At 31.7% G+C, this 20,885-nt stretch carries 32 protein-coding genes; 29 read left to right on the top strand and 3 right to left on the bottom strand.

The annotated features are described in order from the left end of the window. Positions 1 to 37: 37 nt before the first annotated feature. The 29 genes from J4418_01180 (at position 38) to J4418_01320 (ending at position 17,670) form a co-directional block, all read left to right on the top strand. A complete protein-coding gene (locus tag J4418_01180) occupies positions 38 to 1,426 on the top strand; it encodes a hypothetical protein (protein ID MBS3112678.1) in 1,389 nt (462 codons plus the stop codon). A 330-nt stretch (positions 1,427 to 1,756) separates the two neighbouring features. Beyond that, positions 1,757 to 2,734, top strand: coding sequence for a 50S ribosomal protein L3 (locus J4418_01185; GenBank protein ID MBS3112679.1), 978 nt, complete (start codon positions 1,757 to 1,759; stop codon positions 2,732 to 2,734). Between the two features lie 36 nt (positions 2,735 to 2,770). Further along, a complete protein-coding gene (gene rpl4p / locus J4418_01190; protein MBS3112680.1) occupies positions 2,771 to 3,574 on the top strand; it encodes a 50S ribosomal protein L4 in 804 nt (267 codons plus the stop codon). A gap of 1 nt (position 3,575) precedes the next feature. Further along, complete coding sequence (locus tag J4418_01195; GenBank protein ID MBS3112681.1) at positions 3,576 to 3,836, top strand: 50S ribosomal protein L23; 261 nt, start codon at positions 3,576 to 3,578, stop codon at positions 3,834 to 3,836. A gap of 9 nt (positions 3,837 to 3,845) precedes the next feature. Beyond that, complete coding sequence (locus J4418_01200) at positions 3,846 to 4,571, top strand: 50S ribosomal protein L2 (protein ID MBS3112682.1); 726 nt, start codon at positions 3,846 to 3,848, stop codon at positions 4,569 to 4,571. A 40-nt stretch (positions 4,572 to 4,611) separates the two neighbouring features. Then, complete coding sequence (locus J4418_01205; GenBank protein ID MBS3112683.1) at positions 4,612 to 4,995, top strand: 30S ribosomal protein S19; 384 nt, start codon at positions 4,612 to 4,614, stop codon at positions 4,993 to 4,995. A gap of 8 nt (positions 4,996 to 5,003) precedes the next feature. After that, positions 5,004 to 5,573: a 50S ribosomal protein L22 gene (gene rplV / locus J4418_01210; protein ID MBS3112684.1), complete on the top strand. Its 570-nt coding sequence runs from the start codon at positions 5,004 to 5,006 to the stop codon at positions 5,571 to 5,573. After that, on the top strand, positions 5,570 to 6,292 hold the full coding sequence (locus tag J4418_01215) for a 30S ribosomal protein S3 (GenBank protein MBS3112685.1): 723 nt from the start codon (positions 5,570 to 5,572) through the stop codon (positions 6,290 to 6,292). The genes rplV and J4418_01215 overlap by 4 nt, the downstream gene beginning before the upstream one ends. Then, positions 6,273 to 6,524 (top strand): 50S ribosomal protein L29, encoded by a 252-nt coding sequence (gene rpmC / locus J4418_01220; protein MBS3112686.1) that lies wholly within the window; start codon positions 6,273 to 6,275, stop codon positions 6,522 to 6,524. The genes J4418_01215 and rpmC overlap by 20 nt, the downstream gene beginning before the upstream one ends. Next, positions 6,524 to 6,832 (top strand): translation initiation factor, encoded by a 309-nt coding sequence (locus tag J4418_01225; GenBank protein MBS3112687.1) that lies wholly within the window; start codon positions 6,524 to 6,526, stop codon positions 6,830 to 6,832. The genes rpmC and J4418_01225 overlap by 1 nt, the downstream gene beginning before the upstream one ends. Positions 6,833 to 6,894: 62 nt before the next feature. After that, positions 6,895 to 7,284 (top strand): 30S ribosomal protein S17, encoded by a 390-nt coding sequence (locus tag J4418_01230; protein ID MBS3112688.1) that lies wholly within the window; start codon positions 6,895 to 6,897, stop codon positions 7,282 to 7,284. Beyond that, complete coding sequence (locus J4418_01235; GenBank protein MBS3112689.1) at positions 7,281 to 7,682, top strand: 50S ribosomal protein L14; 402 nt, start codon at positions 7,281 to 7,283, stop codon at positions 7,680 to 7,682. Before J4418_01230 ends, J4418_01235 begins: the two co-directional genes overlap by 4 nt. Positions 7,683 to 7,708: 26 nt before the next feature. Beyond that, a complete protein-coding gene (rplX, locus tag J4418_01240; protein MBS3112690.1) occupies positions 7,709 to 8,122 on the top strand; it encodes a 50S ribosomal protein L24 in 414 nt (137 codons plus the stop codon). Then, positions 8,115 to 8,804 (top strand): 30S ribosomal protein S4e, encoded by a 690-nt coding sequence (locus J4418_01245; GenBank protein ID MBS3112691.1) that lies wholly within the window; start codon positions 8,115 to 8,117, stop codon positions 8,802 to 8,804. Before rplX ends, J4418_01245 begins: the two co-directional genes overlap by 8 nt. A gap of 13 nt (positions 8,805 to 8,817) precedes the next feature. Beyond that, complete coding sequence (locus tag J4418_01250; protein MBS3112692.1) at positions 8,818 to 9,339, top strand: 50S ribosomal protein L5; 522 nt, start codon at positions 8,818 to 8,820, stop codon at positions 9,337 to 9,339. A 26-nt stretch (positions 9,340 to 9,365) separates the two neighbouring features. Beyond that, a complete protein-coding gene (locus tag J4418_01255) occupies positions 9,366 to 9,572 on the top strand; it encodes a 30S ribosomal protein S14 (GenBank protein ID MBS3112693.1) in 207 nt (68 codons plus the stop codon). Between the two features lie 10 nt (positions 9,573 to 9,582). After that, positions 9,583 to 9,972, top strand: a complete 390-nt coding sequence (locus tag J4418_01260) for a 30S ribosomal protein S8 (protein MBS3112694.1) — start codon at positions 9,583 to 9,585, stop codon at positions 9,970 to 9,972. Beyond that, positions 9,972 to 10,514 (top strand): 50S ribosomal protein L6, encoded by a 543-nt coding sequence (locus J4418_01265; protein MBS3112695.1) that lies wholly within the window; start codon positions 9,972 to 9,974, stop codon positions 10,512 to 10,514. The genes J4418_01260 and J4418_01265 overlap by 1 nt, the downstream gene beginning before the upstream one ends. Positions 10,515 to 10,521: 7 nt before the next feature. Continuing rightward, complete coding sequence (locus tag J4418_01270; protein ID MBS3112696.1) at positions 10,522 to 11,145, top strand: hypothetical protein; 624 nt, start codon at positions 10,522 to 10,524, stop codon at positions 11,143 to 11,145. A gap of 21 nt (positions 11,146 to 11,166) precedes the next feature. Further along, positions 11,167 to 11,625 (top strand): 50S ribosomal protein L19e, encoded by a 459-nt coding sequence (locus J4418_01275; GenBank protein ID MBS3112697.1) that lies wholly within the window; start codon positions 11,167 to 11,169, stop codon positions 11,623 to 11,625. 14 nt (positions 11,626 to 11,639) lie between these two features. After that, positions 11,640 to 12,218 carry a 50S ribosomal protein L18 gene (locus J4418_01280; GenBank protein ID MBS3112698.1) on the top strand — a complete coding sequence of 193 codons (579 nt, stop codon included), beginning with the start codon at positions 11,640 to 11,642 and terminating at the stop codon, positions 12,216 to 12,218. A gap of 29 nt (positions 12,219 to 12,247) precedes the next feature. Continuing rightward, positions 12,248 to 13,111, top strand: a complete 864-nt coding sequence (gene rpsE / locus J4418_01285) for a 30S ribosomal protein S5 (protein ID MBS3112699.1) — start codon at positions 12,248 to 12,250, stop codon at positions 13,109 to 13,111. Next, positions 13,108 to 13,554 (top strand): uL30 family ribosomal protein, encoded by a 447-nt coding sequence (locus J4418_01290; protein ID MBS3112700.1) that lies wholly within the window; start codon positions 13,108 to 13,110, stop codon positions 13,552 to 13,554. Before rpsE ends, J4418_01290 begins: the two co-directional genes overlap by 4 nt. Before the next feature lie 2 nt (positions 13,555 to 13,556). Then, complete coding sequence (locus J4418_01295; GenBank protein MBS3112701.1) at positions 13,557 to 14,054, top strand: uL15 family ribosomal protein; 498 nt, start codon at positions 13,557 to 13,559, stop codon at positions 14,052 to 14,054. A gap of 68 nt (positions 14,055 to 14,122) precedes the next feature. Continuing rightward, on the top strand, positions 14,123 to 15,514 hold the full coding sequence (gene secY, locus J4418_01300; protein MBS3112702.1) for a preprotein translocase subunit SecY: 1,392 nt from the start codon (positions 14,123 to 14,125) through the stop codon (positions 15,512 to 15,514). Between the two features lie 133 nt (positions 15,515 to 15,647). Next, positions 15,648 to 16,409, top strand: a complete 762-nt coding sequence (locus J4418_01305) for a DUF106 domain-containing protein (protein ID MBS3112703.1) — start codon at positions 15,648 to 15,650, stop codon at positions 16,407 to 16,409. Between the two features lie 128 nt (positions 16,410 to 16,537). Further along, positions 16,538 to 16,807, top strand: a complete 270-nt coding sequence (locus tag J4418_01310; GenBank protein MBS3112704.1) for a 50S ribosomal protein L34e — start codon at positions 16,538 to 16,540, stop codon at positions 16,805 to 16,807. Positions 16,808 to 16,854: 47 nt separating this feature from the next. After that, entirely contained in the window at positions 16,855 to 17,163 is a 309-nt protein-coding gene (locus tag J4418_01315) for a 50S ribosomal protein L14e (GenBank protein ID MBS3112705.1), read from the top strand. 51 nt (positions 17,164 to 17,214) lie between these two features. Then, positions 17,215 to 17,670 carry a TIGR00270 family protein gene (locus J4418_01320; GenBank protein ID MBS3112706.1) on the top strand — a complete coding sequence of 152 codons (456 nt, stop codon included), beginning with the start codon at positions 17,215 to 17,217 and terminating at the stop codon, positions 17,668 to 17,670. Here the strand turns inward: J4418_01320 and J4418_01325 are convergent. Genes J4418_01325 through J4418_01335 form a run of 3 tightly spaced genes read right to left on the bottom strand, consistent with a single transcriptional unit; the run spans position 17,659 to position 20,861 of the window. Beyond that, on the bottom strand, positions 17,659 to 18,297 hold the full coding sequence (locus J4418_01325) for a hypothetical protein (protein ID MBS3112707.1): 639 nt from the start codon (positions 18,295 to 18,297) through the stop codon (positions 17,659 to 17,661). The two genes, J4418_01320 and J4418_01325, sit on opposite strands and share 12 nt — an antisense overlap. Before the next feature lie 54 nt (positions 18,298 to 18,351). Next, positions 18,352 to 19,602 carry a glycosyltransferase family 2 protein gene (locus J4418_01330; GenBank protein MBS3112708.1) on the bottom strand — a complete coding sequence of 417 codons (1,251 nt, stop codon included), beginning with the start codon at positions 19,600 to 19,602 and terminating at the stop codon, positions 18,352 to 18,354. Continuing rightward, on the bottom strand, positions 19,599 to 20,861 hold the full coding sequence (locus tag J4418_01335) for a hypothetical protein (protein ID MBS3112709.1): 1,263 nt from the start codon (positions 20,859 to 20,861) through the stop codon (positions 19,599 to 19,601). The genes J4418_01330 and J4418_01335 overlap by 4 nt, the downstream gene beginning before the upstream one ends. Between the last annotated feature and the right edge of the window lie 24 nt (positions 20,862 to 20,885).

The raw sequence follows: 20,885 nt of genomic DNA on the forward strand, positions 1-20,885 counted from the left end.
AAATCTATAAATATCAAATCAACCAAATAGTATTATAATGATTAATATCTCACAAGCATTGTTATATTATAAACGGTTAGATGTCCAAAAAGCTTTAGTCAGCCATGCAGAGGATAAAGAGATTTCCGGATGTTTTAACATGCAGGGTTTTTCTAAAAGGCCCGATATATTTGAATATAGCGGTGATGTGCTTGAAATGGTTAAGAGAGGAGCTACTTCTTTTCATTGTTCAGAAGAATTATGGAACAATCCTTTAAATCTTTCATCAAACTTAACACGAAAACAGTTAGACAATTTAAGGAAAGGGTGGGACTTAATACTGGATATTGATTGTAAAGAATTAGAATTTTCAAAAATAGCAACACATTATCTTATGGAAGCATTAAAATACCAGGGGATAGAATCGGTGTATGTTAAATTTTCAGGCAATCATGGTTTTCATATCGGGGTGCCTTTTGAAGCTTTCCCAAAAAAAGTTCATGATAATGATACAAAAGAATTATTCCCGGAAGCCCCGCGCAGAATTGCCGCATATCTCCAATTTTTAATTGAGCCTCATCTGAGAAAAGCGCTACTAGCTAAGTACACAAAAGAAGAAATTTCAAAACTGGCAAATAAACCCATTGAGGATATTATGGTTGAAGGATTATTACAGCCATTTACATTTCTGGATATTGATACTGTATTAATATCCAGTAGGCACATGTATCGGATGCCTTATTCATTTAATGAAAAATCTGGACTTGTCTCAATTCCTATTGCGGAAGATTCTATCTTATCATTTACAAAAATGCAGGCGTTGCCCCAAAATGTAAAGGTTACAAATATTCCGTTTATTGAGCGGAATGTTAAGCCAAATCAGGCAACGAAATTGTTTATACAGGCTTTCGATTATAACCCCAATCTTAAACATGAAGAAAAATCTCTAAAATGGAAATTTGATTTTGAGGAATTACAAGAAACCATACCTGAACTTTTTTTTCCGCCATGCATACAAACGATTTTAGCGGGCCTAGAAGACGGGAAAAAAAGGTCAATGTTTGTCCTGATTAATTTTTTATCTAATGTTGGATGGAATAAAACGCAAGTTGAAGAAAGAATTAAACTTTGGAATCAATCCAATCCTGAACCGCTTAAAGAAGCATATCTTAAAGGCCAATTCAAGTTTAAAAATAAAGTTTTACCTCCCAATTGTGATAATAATGCTTATTACAAAGATATGAATATTTGCAAATCAGATAATCTTTGCCTCAAAATTAAAAACCCTGTTAATTATTCTAAAAGAAAATCTTTCATGCAATCAAATAAAACAGATTCTAAACCTGGGCGTGTTAAGCTTACCGAAGAACAAAAAAAAATGAGACGAGAATACCGCCAAAAAATCGAACAAGAAAAAACCAATAATATCGACCGCAAAGGACAATGATATTCTCAAAAGCTCGCTGACACCATCAGTCACAGACCATTTGCTTTCCCGCTCACACCTCTGTAAATCTTTCGTACCGGGTTAATACATTATTATAAGTATTGACGTACAAGCAGAGGAAATAATACAAATTTATTGATTAAAACTTCAAAATATCAAAGCATTACCAAATACCGATAGCTTTATAAATGCACATCAAAATCTAGTATTAAATGTCTTAGAATCGGATATCTAAAGACATACAATCGGCCTGGAGAGAAATGCTCTATCAGTACCTAAACCATAGGGGCTTTCTTCTAAAAACGGTTGAAAAAGGATGCATAAACTAAAATGCCTAACACAAGAAAACCAAGATGCGGAAGTTTACAATTTTTACCTAAAAAGAGAGCTAAAAAAGCTTATGCTAGAGTTCATTCTTGGACAACTTCCAAAGAAGCATTACCTCTTGCTTTTGCAGGCTATAAAGCAGGCATGACACATATTATTTTTGTGGATAAACGCAACAATCGGCTTATCAAAAATGAAAAAAGAATGTGGCCTGTTACAGTTATTGAATGCCCGCCTATGACAATTCACTCAGCTCGTTTCTACAAAAAATCTCCCTATGGAAAAAAATTAATTACAGAAGTTTTAAACTCAAAACCTAAAAAGCATTTAAAGAGAAAATTAGTTATTCCAAAAACCCTTAAAACTAAATTTGAAGACATTACTGATTTTGATGAAATTACAGTTGTTGTGCATACTAATCCTGATTTGACAGGCATAGGCAAAAAGAAACCCGAAATTTTTGAAGTAGGTTTAGGGGGCTCTAAAGAGAATAAATTTAATTATGTAAAAGAAAATTTAGGCAAAGATCTGAATGTCAAAGATATTTTAAAAGAGGGTATGTTAACGGATATTCATGCAATAACTGCCGGTAAAGGTTATCAAGGTCCTGTAAAAAGGTTTGGAATTTCATTAAAAAGCCACAAATCTGAAAAAGCTAGAAGAGCTGCAGTTCAAGGTCCCGAAGGTTATGCTAAAGTATTATTTACTATTCCAAAAGGGGGTAAAATGGGTTTCCATCAAAGAACTGATTATAATAAATTAATTTTAAAGATTAATGAGAAAGTTGACATGATCAATCCAAATGGGGGATTTGTAAGATACGGTGAATTAAAAAACCCATACCTTTTAATTAAAGGTTCAATTCCATGCCCTAGTAAAAGATTAGCGATATTGACTCGGGCTATTCGACCAAATAAAAAAATTTCAGCTGATGGTGTAAATATTACTTATATCAGCAAAGAATCAAAGCAAGGAAGATAAAAATTTCAAAATATAAACATCAGAGATTTCAATAAGATGAAAATTTACGATTTAAACGGAAAAGAATCAGGCAAAGTGGATTTGCCTAAACAGTTTAACGAAGAAGTTAGGCCTGATATTATCAAAAAAGCAGTTTTGGCTATACGGGCTAATAAAAGACAAAAATATGGAGCATATAAAGAAGCTGGTCAAAGACATTGCGTAACAATTTCCAAAATGAGAAGAGATTACAGGTCAGTGTATGGCTCAGGCAGAAGCAGAACGCCTCGAAAAGTTATGAGTGTCCGCGGTTCAAGATTTAACTGGGTGGGTGCTGTAGTTCCTAATACTGTGGGAGGTAGAAGAGCCCATCCGCCAAAAGCTGAAAAAGATTGGACACAAAAAATTAATAAAAAAGAAAATAGACTTGCGATTAGAAGCGCATTAAGCGCAACATTAATTTCAAGTATGGTAAGAGAACGCGGCCATATTATTCCTGAAATATATCCATTTGTCCTGGATAATAAAATAAATGAAATCGCAAAAACAAAAGAATTCATAGATGTATTATTTAAATTAGGGTTTGAACAAGAACTTGCAAGAAGCCAAAAAAGAATAATTCGCGCAGGTAAAGGCAAATTAAGAGGGAGAAAATATATCACAAAGAAATCTATTTTAATAGTGGTAATTGATAAAAGATGCAAGCTTGCCAAAGCCGCTAAAAATGTGCCAGGTATAGACCTGATTAATGTTGCAAACTTGAACGCCGAATTACTTGCGCCCGGTACGCATATAGGAAGAGCAACATTATTCACTAAAGAAGCAATTGAAAAAATCGGAAAAGAAAATTTATTTAACTAAAATGGATCCATACGCTATAATTAAATACCCTGTATCAACTGAAAAAAGCATCAGGTTATTAGAATCGGAGAATAAATTAGTTTTTAGAGTAGAAAGACATACTAAAAAAATTGAAATAAAACAAGCAATTGAAGAATTATTCAATGCTAAAGTTGAAAAAGTTAACACGCTTACAACTTCCAAAGGCGAAAAGAGAGCATATGTAAAGTTTAGTCCTGAAACTCCTGCAATTGATATTGCAACTCAGTTAGGATTAATGTAGAGGAAAAAAATGCCAAAAAGAATTATCCAACAAGCAAGAGGAAAAGGGAGCACAACTTATAGAGCTCCAAGCTTTAAATATAAAGGGGCATCTCAGCATTTAGGAGTTGGTAAACATTTAAGCGGGAAAGTAACCGATATTATCCATTGCAGAGGCCATTCAGCTCCGCTTATCAGCGTACAGTTTGAGAATAAAGAAAATGGTTTAATGGTTGCACCAGAAAGTATCAAAATAGGGGATGTAATAAAGTATGGTTCCCAAGAAATTAACAATGGCAACTGTTTAAAGTTAAAAGATCTTGCTGAAGGAACGGTTATATTTAATATAGAGTCATGCCCTGGCGATGGGGGTAAATTAGTCCGGGCAGGAGGGACATTCGCGAAAGTAATGGCTAATTTAAATGATCACGTTGTTGTAGTATTGCCTTCAAAAAAACAAAAAAGTTTTTCACCGGAGTGCAGGGCCAGTATCGGTATAGCGGCTGGCGGGGGAAGACTTGAAAAACCATTATTAAAAGCAGGCAAGAAATTTTATAAAATGAAAGCTAAAAATAAATTATGGCCTAACACCAGCTCATGCTCTATGAACGCTGTTGATCATCCTTATGGTGGTTCAAGTTCAAGTAGAAAAGGCAGACCAACAATTGCGCCAAGATTTGCACCTCCCGGCAGAAATGTAGGTATGCTGAAACCAAGGAAATCCGGCAGAGCTAAAACAAAGAGAATAAGAGGATAAACCGGGAAATATTAAACATGCAAAATAGGAGAACTTCAACATGGCAAAAAAAACATTTACATATTACGGAAAAACTGAAGAAGAATTGAAAGGAATGAGTGTTAAAGAATTTGCAGTTTTAACCAATTCAAGAATTAGGAGAACTTTATTAAGAGGATTTACAGAAACTCAAAAAATATTATTAAAAAAAATAAGCGCAGATAAGAAAAATGTAAAAACTCATTGCAGGGATATGGTAATCATTCCTGAAATGATTGGGACTACAATTAAAGTATATAGTGGAAAAGAATTTATTCCCGTTGATGTGAATGTAGAAATGTTGGGACACGTATTGGGAGAATTTGTAATGACTAGGAAAAAAGTTTCACACAGCGCGCCAGGTATAGGAGCGACTAGGTCAAGTTCAAGCGCATCAGTGAGGTAAATATAATAATGGCAATATACGGATATTCAACAAAATTGAATGGAGAGCATGTTGCTCGGGCTTCCGGCAGAGATTTGGGTATTTCCACAAAGACAAGTATAGAAATATGCCGGTGGTTAAGATATAGAAATTTGCAAAAAGCAAAGAACTTGCTGGAAAAGGTAATAATAAAAAAAGTAGCAGTTCCATATTTACGATTTAACACTAAAATGGGACATAAACCCGGAATTACCTCGGGAGGATATCCTATTAGCGCAGCTAAAGAAATATTGAGATTATTAAACTCTGTGGAAAAAAATGCCCAGTCTAAAAGTTTGAATATTGAAACTTTAAAAATAATTCATATGAACGCCCATAAAGCAAGCACCCCTGTTCATGCTGGCCGTCACGGGGGAAGGGTTATGAAAAGGACTCACGTAGAAATATTAGTTGCAGAAGAAAAACCAGCTAAAGGCGCAGCTAATAAAAAAGTAAAGACAGAAAAACTTGCAGATAAAGCAAAATCAAAAAAAGAAACATCTAAAATTGAGAGGGTTGAAAATATTGAAAAAACAAAATCAGGGGAGATTACTGAATGATTGAAAGGAAATTCGTAAAAGAAAATAAGAAAGAATATTTGGTTGAAGAATTTATTAGAGAAAACCTTAAAGGCATTGGTCATTCAATGACAAAAGTAAAAAAAAACCCTTTAGGAGAAAAAATAATTGTATATTCTTCAAGACCGGGTTTAGTTGTAGGCAGGGGGGGTTCAAATATCAAAAAATTAACTAAACAACTGAAATCTGAGTTTCAATTTGAAAATCCCCAAATTGAAATTGCTGAAGTTGAAAACTTAAATTTAGATCCGCAGATTGTTGCAGAAAGAATTGCAAACTCATTAGAAAGGTTTGGTTCAAAAAAATTTAAAGGGATTATGCATAAAACTATGACTGATGTTATGATGGCTGGAGCTAAAGGGGTTGAAATTTTATTATCCGGTAAAATTCCAAGTTCCAGGGCAAAAACATGGAGAGTCTATCAAGGATATTTAAAAAAATGCGGAGATGTGGCTGTCTCCGGAGTAAAATCTGCAAAGATGCAGGCATTATTAAAAACAGGTATTATTGGTATTAAAGTAAAGATTATGCCGCCGGATTTGGTGCTTCCCGATACAGTTACCATAATTGATTTTGCTGAAAAACCTATTATAGAAGAGATTAATCAGGTAGAAAATGTTAAAGCTGAAGATTTAAAAAAGTCTTCAGAGGATATTGAAACGGATAATGCCGAGGTTAAAAATGAAGAATCTGAAGAATAAGGAATTAGCGCAGTTGTCTACAGGAGAATTAAGCAGCAAATTAGGAGAGGTCAGAAAAGAGATTATGAAAGATAATGCTCAGGTTGCTATGCGTACTATTCCGAAGAATCCCGGATTATTAAGAACAAATAAAAAAATGGTAGCTAGAATATTGGGTTTATTGAATAAAAAAATATCTGGAACAAAAAAAGATAAAAAATCAATTTCAGGTATGAAACATAAGGAGGAATAATGTCAGAAGTTTGTACACAATGCGGCTTGCCTAAAGAACTCTGTGTTTGTGAGACAATTGCAAAAGAAAGTCAATCAATCAAAGTTTATTCAATTAAAAAAAAATTTGGAAAACTTTATACCGTAATTGAAGGGATTGACGAAAAAGATATCGATTTGAAAGATATGGCAAAAAAGCTTAAAGCAAAACTTGCTTGCGGCGGAACTGCCAAAGAGGGTAAAATCGAATTGCAAGGCAATCATGGACAACGGGTAAAAGGCATTTTAATCAATTTAGGATTTGCCAAAGAAATGATTGAAGTAAGATAAACTGACTTAACGATTCCCTAATAAGAAAGAATCAGAGCAAATTAGATATAAAGGTGTAAAAAATGGAATGCAACGACATAAATTGTCCGGAACACGGCAGGCTTAAAACAAAAGGCGCAACGTTTTATGGTAGTGTTATCTCTGATAAAATGAATAAAACAGTAACTGTGCAGTGGCCTAGAAAAATTTACATTCCAAAATATGAAAGATACCAAATAAGGTTAAGCAAGATTAAAGCCCATAACCCGCCATGCATAAATGCAAAAATGGGGGATTATGTAAAAATTAAAGAAACAAGACCCTTAAGTAAAACTAAAAATTTCGTAGTAGAAGAAATATTAGGACAAAAGGAATACGTTCAAATCCAACACCAAGAATTATTGACAAAAACAGAAAGGGAGAAAGCTAAAGTTAAGAAAACTCCTCAAATTGATGAGAGTGAAGAACAATGAAGCCAGTATCATCAAGGATAACAAGAGCATTGCCTGTAGAAGCGGTAATTGATGTTTGCGATAATTCAGGAGCCAAACGTATTAAAATTTTTGCAGTGAAAGGACATAAAACCGTTAAAGGAAGGTTACAGGCTGCAGGAATTGGAGACATGGTATATGCGGCAGTTAAAGCAGGTAAACCGGAAATGAAAAAGCAAACAGTTAATGCAATCATTGTAAGACAAAAAAAAGAATTTAGACGGGCTGATGGCACCAGAGTAAAGTTTGAAGATAATGCGGCAATAATTTTAAAAGATGATAAAGGAAATCCTAAAGGAACGATGGTAAAAGGTCCTGTTGCAAAAGAAGTGACCTTAAGATGGCCCATGGTTGCAAAAATTTGCAAAATAGTTGTATAAAACTGAAAAAAGATTAAATGTAAAAAATGGTAAACACAAAATTTTCAAGGACATGGAAAAGCAGCAAATTGCCTCGCAAACAGAGGAAATATTTGAAAAATGCACCTCTTCACATTAGACGTAAATTTGTAAAATCCCATTTATCAAAAGATCTTATGAAAAAATATTCAACAAGGAGCATACAATTAAAAAAAGGTGATAAAGTTAAAATTTTGAGGGGGCAATTTTCAGGTAAAACTGGAAAAGTGAATAAAATAAATCTTAAACTTTCAAAAATTTATATTGAGGGCGTAGAATCTTTTAAAAAAGATGGCAATAAATCATTTTATCCCATACATGCTTCAAATTTATTGATATTAGAATTAATGACTGAGGATAAAAAAAGATTCAAAACATTGAACGTAAAAGTTGTAAAGTCCGGAGGAAAAAACCATGGTTAAGAACCATTTAAAAACAATCTCGGCGCCTAAAACTTGGCCAGTAAAAAGAAAAGAAAAAATTTGGGTTACTAAACCTAATTCCGGACCGCATGCATTACAAAATTCATTATCATTGAATTTTGTTTTAAAAAATTTTTTAAAACTTGCAAAAACAACTAAAGAAGTTAAATATATTTTACAAACACATGAGATTTTAGTAGACGGTGTAAGAAGAAAAGATCCTAAATTTAACATTGGGTTAATGGATACATTATTTATATCCCCTTTAAAAAAGAATTATAGGTTATTATTTAATAAATATGGTAAAATCGATTTTATCGAAATTTCAGAGGAGGAATCCAAAATTAAAATTTTATCTATATTGGGTAAACATTGCATTAAGGGAAAATTTCAACTTAATTTATTTGATGGAAGAAATATATTAACGGATAAAAATGAGTATAAAATCCGAGATTCACTTTTATTGGAATTGCCTTCACAAAAAATCTTGAAAACATTACCCCTTAAAAAAGGTTCATATATTTTCATTGTAGGAGGTAAAAATTTAGGGGCCTATGGCAAAATTGAGGAAATTCAAGATAAACATTTAATATTCAAGCATGGAAGTAAATTTGTAAAAACTTTAAAAAAGTATGGTTTCGTGATAGGTGAAGATAAACCAGAGATAACATTAATCAAATAAAAGATTCGCAAAAATGAACATAATGAGACAACTTAGGATAGAGAAAATTACTCTTAACATAGGTGCTGGCAAAGATCAAGCTAGACTGGAGAAGGGGATAAAACTGCTTAAAATGGTTACAGGTATTGAACCTGTAAAGACCATGTCTAAAAAAAGAATTCCGGGCTGGGGTCTTAGAGTGGGATTGCCAATTGGATGTAAATTGACATTAAGAAAAGATAAGGCTATTGAGATATTGAAAAATTTACTCATGGCTAAGGAAAATAAATTATATGATTATCAATTTGATAACTTAGGAAATTTGGCTTTTGGTTTATCTGAATATGTGGATATTCCAAATATGAAATATAATCCGGAGATTGGAATCATGGGTCTAGAAATCTGTGTTACGATGGAAAGGCCAGGTTTTAGAGTAAAAACAAGACGTCTAAAAACTAAAAAGATTCCTCAAAAGCACAGAATATCAAAAAATGAATCAATTGATTTTATGAAAAATGAGTTCAATATAAAAGTATTGGCAAATGGCGAGGAATAAAGATGACCTATAGCAATTACAAAAAAATGATGAAACAGCTGGAAGTTAAGCCTGCAAAATTAAAAAAATTTGTTAAACATAATGCCCCTAAAGAAAGAAGCTGCGGAATTGCAACAAAAAGATGTTCAAGATGCGGCAGAATAAGGGGACATATTGACAAATATGGCATTGATTTATGCCGACAATGTTTTAGAGATGTTGCAACAAAAATCGGTTTTAAGAAATACAATTAAGGTGTAAAAAATGACATTAAATGATCCATTATCAAATGCATTATCCAAGATATTAAATGCTGAACAATCAAGTAAATCTGTTTGTGTAGTGAAATCTTCAAAAATAATCAAAGAGGTACTTAACCTAATGAATCAGCGCGGATATCTCGGGGAATATAAAGAAGTGGTGACTAGTAAAGGCAACTTTTTAGAAGTAAACTTATTAAAGCAAATTAACAAATGTGGGGTTATTAAACCGCGCTTCCCTGTAAATAAATCTCAAATTGAAAAATATGAAAAAAGATATTTACCTGCAAAAGATTTTGGATTTATTATCGTTTCAACAAACAAAGGCTTATTAACACATATTGAAACAAAATTAAAAAATATCGGAGGAAGGCTGATAGCTTATTGTTACTAATGAAAATCGCTGAAATGGTTCAAAAAATTGAAATACTGGAAGGTATTGAAATTAGATTAGAAGGTAATCTTGTAAAAGTAAAGGGCCCTAAAGGAGAGCTTCAGCGTAATTATGCAAGTAATACAATTAAGATTTCCAAAGAAGAGGGGGTTGTAATGTTAAAAGCTAAAAATGCGACAAAACGAGAAAAAACAATGATGAACACATTTAAAGCCCATATAAAAAATATGTTAAGGGGCGTAGTTGAAGGTCATAAATATGAATTAAAAATTTGTTCAGGCCATTTTCCGATGAATGTTTCAATTACAGGAAAAGAAATATCTGTTAAAAACTTTTTAGGGGAAAAAGTTCCAAGAACTTTTAAAATAGATAAAGATATTATTGTAAAATTAGAAGGGGATAAGATAACTGTAGAAGGCATTGATATTGAAAAGTGCGGGCAATGCGCGGCAAATATTGAAAAATTAACCCGTATAACAAACAGAGACAGGAGAATTTTCCAAGACGGTATTTGGATTACAAGTAAATCTGGAAAAGTATAAATATAAAATGGAAAAAACCAAATTAGTTGAAATTAGAAAGGATTTAAAAAATAAAAAACCTGATTTTGTTAGAAGTGATTATGGTAAAAAACCGGGTTTATTTAAAAAATGGCACAGGCCCAAGGGTATTACCAACAAATTGAGGCTTAAGAAAAGAGGTTATTATATACATATCTCTAGTGGGTATAGGTCACCTGCAGCTATTAGAGGTTTTAGTAAAAATGGTTTTGAATTAGTGAAAGTTAATAAAATAGCCGATCTTAAAAATATAGATAATAGTTCACAGATAGGGCTAGTTTCAGGAAAATTAGGCCAAAAGAAAAAATTAGAAATAGTACAAAAAGCAAAAGAGCTTAAAATTGTTTTACAAAATATAAATGATTTAGATAAATATGTAAAATCAGTTGAAGAGGACATGAAACTTCGTAAAAATAAAAAACACGAGGTTTCAAAGAAAAAGGAACAGAAAACAAAAGAAGTTGCTGAAAAAGTTAAAGCTAAAGAAACCGAAGATAAGAAAAAATTAAATGAAGAAAAAAAACTTTCTGAAACTGAAAAAACTGACAAAGAAGAAGAAATTTTGAAAAAAGAAAAACATGAAAAAGAAAAGATATTAACACAAAAACAATAAAATAAATTACAGAGACTAAAAATGAGACTTACCTCACAAAAAAGACTTGCAGGAATAATCTTTAAACGTTCACCGAAGAAGATTAAAGTAGATTCAAGCAGGTTAGCTGAGATTAAAGAGTGTATTACTAAAGCGGATATTAGGGCTTTAATTATAGATAAAGCGATATTTGCTAAGCCAGTTCAAAAGTCTTCAAAAGGACGAATTAGAAAAAAATTGGCTCAAAAAAGAAAAGGCCGCCAATCGGGAGGTGGTTCAAAAAAAGGAACTAAAAATGCCAGGTCTCCTAGAAAACGAGTCTGGATAAATAAAATTAGGAAACAGCGAGTTTTCTTAAATGAATTAAGAGAAAAAGAATTATTGGACAGAAAAGGGTACAGAGATTTATATTTAAAGGCAAAAGGCGGACTTTTCAGAAGCAGAGAACACTTAAAATTATATATTAATGAGAAAAACTACATTAAAATAAAAAATAAATGAGATAAAAACTAAAAATGACATCTAAGAAAGATACCCTGGGATATAGAAGAAAGCGTGAAGGCAAAACAAATTATAAAATTAGACTAGCCTTATTGAAAAGTAAACAACCGCGATTAGTAATTAGAAAATCTTTAAAAAACATCACTGCCCAAGTGGTTGAGTATTATGCAGATGGTGACAAAGTAATTATAACTGCGGATTCAAAGGAATTAAAAAAGAATGGCTGGAAAGTTACAGCTAATAACTTGCCTGCGGCATATTTAACTGGTTTATTATTAGCTAAAAAAGCTTTAGCTAAAGGCATAAAAAAAGGCATAGCTGATTTTGGTTTGCAAAGATCTACTAAAGGTTCGAAACTCTATGCATTAATTAAAGGCGCAATTGACGGAGGATTTGAAATTGCATGTTCAGAAGAAATACTTCCTTCCGACGAAAGAGTTTCCGGTAAACATATCGAAGAGTTTGCTAAATCTTTAGCAAGCGATAAAAAAAGCTATAAAAAACAGTTTTCAGCATATTTAAATTCAGGCACAAAACCTGAAGAACTTTCAAAATTATTCCAAAAAGTTAAACAACAAATAATGGGTGCTTAATAATGGCTAAAGACATAAAAAAACCAAAAATGGAAATTGAAGCAGAAGCAATTTCATCTGAAGAAATTGCAAAAGAAAATTCTTTAGTGGAAGGTGTAAAAGATAAACCTGGTATTATCAAGTCTCCAAAAATTATAACACCAGAAAGTAAATTTGCATGGAAACCAAAAACATTAATTGGAAAACAGGTAGTTTCTGGCGAGATAACGGACTTAAATAAATTATTAAGTGAAGGTAAAAGATTATTAGAAGCTGAAATTGTGGATATATTATTGCCAAATATGCAAACAGATTTATTATTAATTGGCCAGGCAAAGGGAAAATTTGGTGGGGGACAAAGGCGTGTATTTAAGACAACACAAAAGAAAACAAAAGAAGGCAATAAACCTAAATTTGCAGCATTCGGAGTTGTTGGCAACGAAGATGGCATAGTTGGAATTGGATATGGTAAAAGCAAAGAAACAGTCCCTGCGCGTGAAAAAGCATTTAGGATGGCAAAATTAAATATCATGAAAATTAAGAGGGGTTGCGGTTCATGGGCATGCAACTGCGGAGAACCTCACTCCATTCCTTTCAAAGTTATAGGGAAATGCGGTTCATCTGTCATTAAGATCATGCCCGCGCCTAAAGGAATTGGATTAAAAATTGAAAAAGAATGCGCAAAAATATTAAAATTAGCAGGTATTAAAGATGTTTGGTCAAAAACATATGGCATGACCAAAACTAAGATTAATTTAGTTAAGGCATGTGATGCTGCATTAAAAAAATTAACAGAAACAAAAATTCAAATTAATCACATTGAACAATTAGGCATCATAAGCGGACCAATTCAATCTAACGTAATTGATAAAGAATTTACAAAATCAATCAAATCTCCAGAGGCAGAAGAATGAGCAAAGAGACTATTAAAAGGATAGCATTGGTTTTAGTTAGAGGAAGAATTGACTTAAATCAAAAAATGCTTAGTACCCTTGACATGTTAAAACTATTTAGGAAAAATTATTGCGTAGTCGTTAATGATACTCCGGCAAATAGAGGGATGGCTAAAAAAGTTAAGGATTATACAACATTTGGAAATATTGATGATGAAACCTATAAATTATTAATTGAAAAGCGCGGAAAAGAATATACTGATCGAACCTCTGATAAAAAAAATATAATAAAATACGAAGGCAAATTTTTTGTATATGGCGGCAAAAATTATAGATCTTATTTTAGATTAAATGCTCCAAAAAAAGGTTTTGGGAGAAAAGGAATTAAAGTTCAATTTTTAATTGGTGGGGCATTAGGGGACAGGAAAGAAAAGATTAATGATTTAATTCGAAGGATGATTTAAAGATGACAGTGAACAAACGTAAAAAAAATAGTAGAATGCACGGATCCCATACTCACGGATGGGGCGCAAAAAAGAAACATAGAGGCGCAGGCCATCGCGGAGGCAGAGGCAATGCCGGTACGGGTAAACGCGCGGATTCAAAAAAGCCATGTATATGGGCTTTGGACTATTTTGGAAAATATGGCTTTAAAAAGAAAAATGCAAATATTATAAAAGCGATTAATATTCATTATTTGGAAAATCATATCAATAGCTTATTAAATCTTAAAAAAGCAGTTGAAAAGTCCAATGTGTTTATAATTGATTTATCCAAAATGGGATTCAACAAATTATTATCAAAAGGTTTGGTTTCTAAAAAGTTTAACATTACTGTCGATGCAGCAACTGCAAAAGCTATTGAAAAAATCGAAAAAGCGGGCGGTAGTGTTAAAGTTACATTAAAATCCAATAAATCTGAATCATCTAAAGATAAAATTATGGATCTAAAAGATTCTAAATAGTACCAATATTTAATTAGTACCGTTTAGTACCGATATGTATTTAAATATCTATTATAAAGGTTATAATTATGGCTAGTCTATGGAATACTATAAAAGAAAACCTCCCGGAGGTTACATCACCTACACAAAAAAATCTTTCTTTTAAAGAGAAACTTAAATGGACAAGTTTAGTTTTATCATTTTATTTTGTATTAGGTATAATTCCATTATTCGGTTTAGGCCAAAACGCGCTTACACAATTTGAATATTTATCACTTATCCTGGGTGCAAAGTTTGGTACAATTATCTCTTTAGGTATTGGTCCAATTGTAACAGCTTCGATTATTTTACAATTATTAAATGGTTCAGGCTTAATTAAATTTGATTTATCAAGCAAAGCAGGCAAACAAAATTATGGGGCCATACAAAAACTTTCACAATATGGTTTTGTACTTTTTGAAGCAATTATTTATGTATTTATGGGGGGCTTTGCGCCTTCTCCGTTATATCAAGGAACTGCATTATATTTTCAATTAGAACTGTTATTAATTTTCCAATTATTATTGGGCGGATTAATGATAATCCTAATGGATGAGGTATGTCAAAAATGGGGATTTGGTTCAGGGGTAAGTTTGTTTATTGCAGCCGGCGTAAGCCAACAACTATTTCATAGAGCTTTTAGTTGGACTGCTTCACCTACAAACCCAAATATATCTGTCGGAGCATTACCTGCTTTATTTCAGAGTTTAGCTGCGGGCGATCCTACAACGGCTTTGCTAATGGGTGCAGGGATATTGTCTACAATTGCAATTTTTGCTATTGTTGTTTATGTTCAATCAATGAAAGTTGAAATTCCATTATCATTTGGCAGAATCAGGGGTCATGGAATAAGATGGCCATTAAGTTTTATTTATACTTCCAATATTCCCGTAATTTTGATTGCTGCGTTTATGTCAACAATGCAGTTATGGGGGAGATTATTAGAAAATTGGGGTTACCCAATTTTAGGCACATTTTCAGGTAATGTTCCTATTACAGGGATGGTTTCTTGGTTTAATTCACCCAACCTTGTACAAAAATTAATTACCCGCAGTTTAACCTTTTCAGATTTATCACATTCATTTGTTTATATATTGATAATGATGTTTGGTTCAGTTGTATTCTCTTATTTTTGGGTACAGACAGCGAACATGGACGCAGGAAGTCAAGCTGAAAATATAATGAAGTCCGGCCTGCAAGTGCCGGGATTTAGAAAAGATAAAAGAGTTTTAGAAAAATTACTCGACAGATACATTTCACCTTTGACAGTAATGGGCGCTATGATAGTCGGATTTTTAGCTGCAGCTGCAGACTTGTCAGGCGCCTTGGTTTCAGGCACAGGACTTTTATTAACGGTTATGATAATCTATAAACTTTACGAGAGCATTGCAAAAACCCATATGTACGACATGCACCCTGCATTAAGGAAATTTATGGAGTAAATATGACCTATAGAAAATCTATTTATGTCGATTCGTTAGAATACGTTAACTGAAGGAAATCCCCCTAAATGAGTTTATACAAAACCCCATAAATAGGCAACTTTTATAAACAATAATTCTTTTTGTTATTACAATGGTATTATTTCAATCATTTATCAAGATTCTTGATCCAGTATTCAATCCGTTGCTTGCATTACCAAGTCTATGGACTATTATTATTATTTCAGTTTTAGTGGCTTTACTTATGACGCTTATCTATAAGCTTGCAACTGACCAAAATTTGATGAAAGAAATTAAAACTGAAATGAAAGAACTGCAGGCTGAAGTAAAAAAGTTCTCTCACGATCCGGGGAAAGCCATGGAAATCCAAAAACGCATGATGGAAAAAAATATGGATTACATGATGCATTCCATGAAACCAACTTTATTTACTTTTATCCCGATAATCCTAATATTTGGTTGGCTTAGTATGCATCTTGCATATGAACCCATCATTCCAAACTCTGATTTTACAACGACTATTGAATTTAAAGAAGGAGTAACTGGTCAAATCGAATTACTTACACCCGACACATTAAAAGTTATCAGTGGAAGAATTGTTGACATTGAAAATGGTAAAGCTATATGGACAGTTAAAGGACCGGAAGGTGAATATGATCTTACCTATAAATATCAAGACCGGAATTATATAAAACCAGTTATAATTACTGCAAAACAACGTTATATCGAACCTGTAAAAGAAATTGGCGATGAATATATCTCCCGTATTTCCGTTAATAATCAACCATTACAGCCACTTAATTTATTTGGTTGGAAACTTGGCTGGTTAGGCACTTATATTATCGTTTCTATTATTGCCAGCATAATATTTAGAAAAGTTATGAAAATCCATTAAAAGATATAGAAACTTTTATAAACCGGTCACATATATCAAGTTTATTACAATTTCTGAGTCAAGAACTCAGAGAAACCTGGTGACGGGTTTAAATAGAAATTATAACCAACTTAAAAGTAACAAATAAAATGGTAAGCGGAAAATATAAAACAAAAAGGTTCAGAAAAGTCTTTATAAAGACACCTGGTGCCAGGACTATTGTGCATTACAGACAAAGAAAGGTAAATTTACCTAAATGCGCAGAATGTAAAACTCCATTAAAAGGCATGCCTAAATTACTTAGCTCTCAATTTAAAAATTTATCTAAAAGTAAAAAAACAACTAATAGGCCATACGGCGGAAATTTGTGTTCTGCTTGTATGAGATCTAAATTAAAACAAAAAGCAAGAGAAATGTAAAATGAAAAAAACCGTTTTTTCAATTGTCAAACGGAGGTTTTAACAAAATGATGCAAGTAGGCCGAGTATGTTTAAAAATAGCTGGAAGAGATGCAAATCTTCAATGTGTAGTAGTAGACACATTAAATGAAAATTATGTGTTAATTGATGGTCAAACCAGAAGAAAAAAGTGCAATATTAAACATTTAGAACCATTAAACAAAACTCTAAATATCAAGAAAAAAGCTTCTCACTCTGATGTTATAAAAGCTTTTAAAGATTTAAAAATTGAAATTCTTGAAAAGAAAACTAAATCTGAAAAAACAGTTAAACCTTCTAAAAAACGTAAATCTTTAATTAAAAATTCTAAAAAATAGATATAGCGGATTACAACTATTCTTATAAATCATTTATTCATCATTATTAATATGCAATGCGATATATGCGGTAAAGATGCCAAACTTGTAAAAATTTTGGTTGAAAATTCTAAAATGAATGTTTGTCTTAATTGTTCAGGTTATGGCGCAATAGTCCATATACCGAAAAAGATAATTTTTAAACCTAAACCTGTAATCTCTTCTTTAATTGAACCAGAATATACTTTGAAGATTGTTGACAACTATTCAGCTTTAATTAAAAATAAACGTGAATCACTTTGTTTAAAACAGGAAGACCTTGCAAAAAACTTAAACGAGAAATGGTCAATTATACAAAAAATTGAATCTAATAATTTTAAACCTTCTTTAGATTTAACAAGAAAATTAGAACGTTTTTTAAAAATTCGGTTAATTGAACAAGTTCAAGAAGAAAATATTGAAATTACCAAAGACAATTCTGTTTTAACAATTGGAGATATGCTTAAACAAAAATTATCACTGCAATGATTCAAACTCAGCTTTATCTTTAAATCCCGTATAAGCTTCACCATTAATAATTATTACTGGAAGTTCTTCAGCTTTAATCTTATATAATGCCTTTATTGTATTAATTGCCGGATTATCCAGACTATATTCTAATGAGTATATCTTAACATTAGAATTTGTTCTACGGATATAGTCTAAAACAAAGCCCTGTTTTTCACAATCATTACAATCAAGTTCATTAGAATAAAAATATAAAATAAGATCATAATCAATATTACATTTTTCTTTTACATTATTTAATAATATCCAATGCCTTAGTTCAAGTATGGAATAATAATTTTTTAATCTTTGTACAGATTCATCCCCGTGACCATACTGGGATTCAATATAGGCTAATTTAGAACCTATCTCATATAATTCTTCATCCATAATACCTAACTTTAATATCTCACAGGGATTTTTACTTACTATTAATAATTGTGTCTCTAATCCTAATGTATCTACTTTAATATTATTTTGTAAATCTTCAATTCTTGTAATCTTGATACTGCTAAGATAATTTCCTAACTGTATACCTATCATAAAAATTAATGTTGTAGCAGCCAAAACTCCAACAAACTTAAACATTGAAAATTTTCTTCTATGCATTTTAATTTTCTCCCAAAACTTATTTTTTCCAAAACAGTGTCCAAAATCATTAAATTATCCTTCTCTTGGGCCCCACTTTATTTTTTTACCGGTTAAATAATAGAAGGTTGCAACCCCCCACCACATAACAAATAAAAACCAATAAAATAAGAAGTGGAATAAGAACGACAATTTAATAGTTTCCTTTTCCTGTGCCATATCTTTGGATATATGCAATATAATAAGCCCCAATATTAATGAAATCAAAGTAAATATTATCAGACTATTGGTTGAGATAAAAAACAGATCAAATTTTAACTCGAATAGTTTCCAAATACTGAAATTAACTGCTTTCCAATTCAAAAAAAATTTAATCCCATTATCCATTGCATTAATTAATGATAATATAATTAATAGGCTCGTTAGACCAATTGAGAAAAATGATGCGGGTAATATAAACAATCCAAGATTACCGGTTTTTGCGCCAAATAGAACTTTATACTTCACTACATTATCAATAAATCCCCTATACCACCTAATCCGCTGATTGAACAATGGCCAAAATTCTTTAACACCTGAAGTATAAACTAAAGAATCAGTAGCATTTTCAATCACATAATTTTTCTGTTGTATCCTTAAGGCTATTTCTATATCTTCTGTTATAGTTGATTCATCATACGCCCCATATTTGTCAAAAAAAGCTTTTCTATAAATCGTAAATGGGCCCGGAGTAATGTGTATACTTCCCAAGAAACCAAATACCCTTCTTAAAAATACTCCCACCATAAACTCAATTTTTTGTAATCTCTGTAAAAATGATTTCGCATTACTTATCTGTATTGAAGGAGTAACTGCCATAACATTCGGATTTTCAAAATATGCAACCATTCGCCTTAAAGCATTTTTATCACAGTAACAATCGGCGTCTAAAGCACCTACAAACTCGGTAGTTGTTTGTTTAATTCCCCGATTTATTGCTCCGCCTTTCCCAACGTTTCCCGCATAAAATGTTTCTATGCCCTTATCTTCATAACTCTTCGCCAGTTTAAATGCCTGCATTTTTGCAAAACTATCTATACCATTAATTACAACAAATATTTTTAATTTTCCTTTGGGATAATTCAATCCTAACAATGATTCAATAGTGACTTTTAATGATTCAGGATGCCCATAGTCCGGAACGATTATAGTTACACCCGGAAATCTTGTTGCTTTTGGACTTAAAATTTTATCATGGTTTTCATATAATGTTATAAAAAAATATATAGAGGTGAATAAACCAAAAAATGTTGTAATATAAATAAGTAAATAATTTAATTCTATCATTCAGAATCACCGCTAAATTCCCAAAGTTCAGCATATTCATTTTGAAAGATATTATAAAAATTATCACTATTCTTCATAAAATAAATTAACCCTTGTTCTTCATTATCAAAATATCTTTCTCTAATATCATCATCTATCCATATATAGGTAATTTTATTTTCTTTCAGTAAATTAAGTAAATTGTTCAAATTCCGGGGAAGCAATATTTGTTTAGTTAGTTCATAATTAGGTTCATTAAAATCATTAACCACTTCTGCGCCGCCTATGCTCCTAATCCATTCACTTTTATCATATGTTGAAAAAACTTTTTCATTTTTATTAGCATAATCTTTTAGAACAGTTAATGATTCATATACCTCATTATTCGGGCCAGTATTTGCAACTTCTTTAATAGAGGATATCGTAGATATCGTAAAACCAACAAGTAAGATTAACATTGTTAAGTCTTTAATGAGCAACATGTTCCATTCACGGTTTTTAAAGTGTATAAGTCCTTTAGCCGCAAAAAATGAAAATGGAAGTAATAGGAATATATTTATCCTCTTATCAAAGAAAACTGAAATTATGAATAATATTAAAGTTATGCCATATGCCTGAAAATGCATTCTTTTGTGTTTCCAAAGGCCCAATAAACCAAATATTGAAAGTATTAATGCATATATATTAAATCCTAAAACCGCGCCCAAATCTCCGATAAAGCTTGAAATCAGATTATTTCCAGCGTCGGTATAAGGCACTATCTGAAATGAAGCAATAGAAAAAATTAAAACAAATAAAAAATAGAAAAATTGAGACTTATTTTTATCCCTCAAATATTCAAATAAACAAATGATTGAAATTAATAAACCCAAATAAAAAGAAGATAATAAAATTATTAGATAACATATATTTTTGAATATGGTGCGGTCTTCTAAATAAAATAATGCCCCTGCCAGAACCATCATTAACCCAAATAAATATACATTTAATGTTGAACTTAAATAAATAAAGACAGGGCTAGTAGTTAAAATTAATAAAACAATAAATCTCTCAATTAAATCCATGCCTGTTTTTTCAAAAAATTTGATTAATAACCAGAGGGTTATGTATCCCATAATTAGGGGTAAAATTTTCGCTACATTCAATGTTCCGAATATTAAACTGAACCCTGAAATAAGCAGATGAAATGGATTATATGACCTGTTTCCGGTTAAAATTGATGCAGCCATTCTTTGATGAAAATAACTTTCATATCCGATTGGCACTGAATCATAATGCACAAATCTGATGATTTGTATGACTAA

It is taken from the genome of Candidatus Woesearchaeota archaeon (assembly GCA_018303425.1).
Lineage (GTDB): Archaea > Nanobdellota > Nanobdellia > Woesearchaeales > JAGVYF01 > JAGVYF01.